This is a genomic window from Massilia psychrophila (assembly GCF_002760665.1).
GTDB lineage: Bacteria > Pseudomonadota > Gammaproteobacteria > Burkholderiales > Burkholderiaceae_D > JAFCUW01.
Genome location: NZ_PDOB01000073.1, coordinates 1 through 3049, shown reverse-complemented (window position 1 = coordinate 3049; position 3049 = coordinate 1). Strand labels below are relative to the sequence as shown.

Here is a 3049-nt window from a genome sequence, read left to right as displayed (position 1 = left end):
CACGGTCAGATCAACAATGCTTTCCGGTGTCAGCGCAACCGCCTGTCAGCGGAGCAGTACCGGCACGTCCGCACTCAGGCATTTTCTCTTTGGAATGAGGTCACCGATGTAGCGAAGAACGCGTAATCCGCGACACTTTGTTACCCGCCCAGAGGCAATTTCGCCCCGGGTTCTACAACTTGCTTCCCCGGTTCAGCAAGTTGACAGTACCCCCGTGCGGCCAGCGCGCCTTGATGAATGCGGCTTCGCACTGCTCCTCGGTGCCGTACTCCTGCAGGAATGCTGCCAGGGATAGCCCCTTCTGAAACTGAATTCCGTTGATGGCCATCATCGTCTCCTCAGTAACTCAAACATTCTGAAGATTTGACTCGGCGGAAGCGTTAAGGTTCTGAAGAAAGAACATAATCAGGTAGGATTAATAGTAACTATCCATTTGCTACGCGGCTGAATAGTTACATAATTATTTCGGACAGTTTGCTTGCTCACGCTTCGCTAGCGTGTGCGCAATGGCATCCTCCGAAATCGCTAGGCTCTTCAAGCGCTCGATAGTGCGTTGAATGCCTTTCTGGTACAGTTCGCATTCATTTTGAAAGGCGAACAGCACTGCGCTCGCGAGCAGCCGCGGCCAAGTGTAGTCATAATGTTGAGGACTAAGTTCCTGCATCTCGAGCGCGCACTGCTTCACGCGGTCCATGTGATTTATGACAGAATAGTTGTAATAGGCAAGCGGCACTTCGTAATCTTCTATTGCAATTTTCCGTGCTTCATGACCGGTCTGACGATTGCGTTCAAAAGCTTCGACATCTTGAAAGGAAGGACGCATGAATCCTTTTACTACCAAATATAGAATAACTATAGTGGCGATTATCCCAATTATTTCAAACATGCTGTGCTCCGTTTCTATTAACAAGTCATGCATCCGCCGTCATCATATTCAGAAACAATAATATCGCTCCAAAGCCGAAAAATGTATGCCGGGCTGTAACTATGATTTAAACCACACCCAATCCTCTCGTATTATTTATTCGATACGCAGCCAGCCAAGGATATAAACTTATCAAAAAGAATAATAAATTTATTTTTTGTCACAATAAGTGTGGCTGAGTTTTGGTTATTTAGGCACTGAACTATAAACTTCGCACTTGCTCCGCTTGAACCGAAATGTTGGCCAGAAAATTGACTGAATGTATGTGTGGCGCCACAGACGCACTCGTATGGTGCGCCGTCATAAAGTGAAAAGTCTCTATTGTGAGTAATCGGATTTCCAGCTGCTTTCATAAATTCTTGTTTAGTAAGTATTTTCAATTAATTTCCTTATTGTGTTTTTGTAACGCTCTGTTTGTCGGTGGATTAGCAGAGCTAGCAAGTAATTTATCCGTGTATGGAACTTTTCATGCGAAATTTTCAACTGAACAAAGCTAAATCATGTTTGATATCAGTTATAGCTTTTTATAAATTGGATCTATACGTGAGCCAGAAGTAAAGGTAATTTTTCAACATCATCACATATATTAGCAACACTTAGTTACAAAAAGCAAGAAAAATTTACTTTAGATATTTTAACGACGCTGCCTTCCGTAAAATTCCGCCTTTTTGTAATTGCACCTTGTTGCCGTAAAAGCTAACCCGTCGACAATAACCGATGCGAGAACGCGATTTGTCTGTTTGTGATCGGCTGCAAGGCCATGGATGTTCAGCAATACGGGTCAGCTGGGCAGTAATGGCACGTCCGTACTCAAGCATTTTCTCTCTGGAGTGAGGTCACCGGTGTAGACAATTTCCTGTAATCGCCGAAATTCCTTCCTTCAAATCCAGGCAGTTCCGTCTCAGCTTCCTAACTCGCTCCTTCGATTCACCAACTGACAACACCATCCAAAGATGTCTTATGGCCACTTCTAAAAACCTCTGCCGCGTCCGCGACGAATTCGTTAAAATTCTGATACCGACTTGAACGACGAGCCCGAACGATGATGATGCCCAAGCCCAGCCTGTTTGCCGAAGAAGAACGTGGAAACCGGCGTTCGAAGCTGGGCGATCCGCTGATCGGCCTGAGCAAGCATGTCGACTTTGGGGTCTGAGGTGCAGTGGAACGTTTATGCTCAGCTGAACATAAACGTTCCACTGCACCTCAAACCCCATCTTTGAAGAGCTGCGCGACATTGTCCTGAAAACTTTTGGCGTCGTCGATGTGCTGCGCGCCGCGCTGGCGCCGTTGTGGCCCCTCGTCGAGGTGGCGTTCATTTACGGCTCGCTGGCCAAAGGCACCGAGCATGCCGGCAGCGATATCGATCTGATGGTCATCGGATTGATATCGCTGCCGTCGAATGCCGAGTTGCTGGAAGCGTTGTTGCCGGCGCAGGCGCAGCTCGGCCGCGCGGTCAATCCGACACTGTATACTCGGGACGAATTCGCGCAGCGCGTGCGCGATGGCAAGTCTTTTATGATGCGGGTGCTGGAGCAGCCTAAAATAATGGTCAAAGGATGCGAACATGACATTGTCCAACTCGGCGGCGCTGGCGAACTTGGCGCGGATCGGCAAACTGAAAGTAGAACCGCCTGATGCGCGAGAGCGCGCCGGCCTGCTACGCTCGGCAGCCCTACGCCTGCAGGATGCCCAGCATCCTATTCTGTCGCTCGAGAGCCGCTTCAACCTAGCTTACAATGCTGCCCATGCGGCGGCGTTATCGGCCCTGCGGGTGCATGGCTACCGCAGCGAAAACCGCTATCTGGTTTTTCAATGCCTGGAGCACACTTTGTGGTACACGCCGCAGCAATGGCTACTGTTAGATCCGGCGCACAAAAAACGCAACCTGGCGGAATACGAGGGCGACCTCGACCGGTACTGTCAACTTGCTGAACCGGGGAAGCAAGTTATAGAACCCGGGGCGAAATTGCCTCTGGGCGGGTAACAAAGTGTCGCGGATTACGCGTTCTTCGCTACATCGGTGACCTCATTCCAAAGAGAAAATGCCTGAGTGCGGACGTGCCGGTACTGCTCCGCTGACAGGCGGTTGCGCTGACACCGGAAAGCATTGTTGATCTGACCGTG

At 49.5% G+C, this 3049-nt stretch carries 4 protein-coding genes and 1 pseudogene; 2 read left to right on the top strand and 3 right to left on the bottom strand.

All coding sequences use genetic code 11. The annotated features are described in order from the left end of the window. Positions 1 to 211: 211 nt before the first annotated feature. The 3 genes and pseudogenes from CR103_RS22345 to CR103_RS22340 all read right to left on the bottom strand — a co-directional run. A pseudogene (locus tag CR103_RS22345) lies at positions 212 to 328 on the bottom strand (IS1595 family transposase); the annotation flags it as partial. A 132-nt stretch (positions 329 to 460) separates the two neighbouring features. Then, positions 461 to 886 carry a hypothetical protein gene (locus tag CR103_RS21590; RefSeq protein ID WP_143752717.1) on the bottom strand — a complete coding sequence of 142 codons (426 nt, stop codon included), beginning with the start codon at positions 884 to 886 and terminating at the stop codon, positions 461 to 463. Positions 887 to 1017: 131 nt separating this feature from the next. Next, the gene (locus CR103_RS22340) at positions 1018 to 1305 is read right to left on the bottom strand and encodes a hypothetical protein (RefSeq protein WP_143752716.1); all 288 of its coding nucleotides are present in this window, start codon (positions 1303 to 1305) and stop codon (positions 1018 to 1020) included. 883 nt (positions 1306 to 2188) lie between these two features. On the opposite strand from CR103_RS22340, the gene CR103_RS21585 reads away from it, so the two are divergent. Together CR103_RS21585 and CR103_RS21580 are read left to right on the top strand one after the other, a co-directional pair. Continuing rightward, positions 2189 to 2560, top strand: coding sequence for a nucleotidyltransferase domain-containing protein (locus tag CR103_RS21585; RefSeq protein WP_229443773.1), 372 nt, complete (start codon positions 2189 to 2191; stop codon positions 2558 to 2560). Further along, positions 2490 to 2909, top strand: a complete 420-nt coding sequence (locus CR103_RS21580) for a hypothetical protein (protein ID WP_180279494.1) — start codon at positions 2490 to 2492, stop codon at positions 2907 to 2909. Before CR103_RS21585 ends, CR103_RS21580 begins: the two co-directional genes overlap by 71 nt. The last annotated feature ends 140 nt before the right edge of the window (positions 2910 to 3049 follow it).

Bases quoted from the DNA above. Each gene is read 5' to 3' on its own strand.
- CR103_RS21590 (WP_143752717.1), bottom strand. From the start codon at position 886: ATGTTTGAAATAATTGGGATAATCGCCACTATAGTTATTCTATATTTG.
- CR103_RS21580 (WP_180279494.1), top strand. From the start codon at position 2,490: ATGACATTGTCCAACTCGGCGGCGCTGGCGAACTTGGCGCGGATCGGC.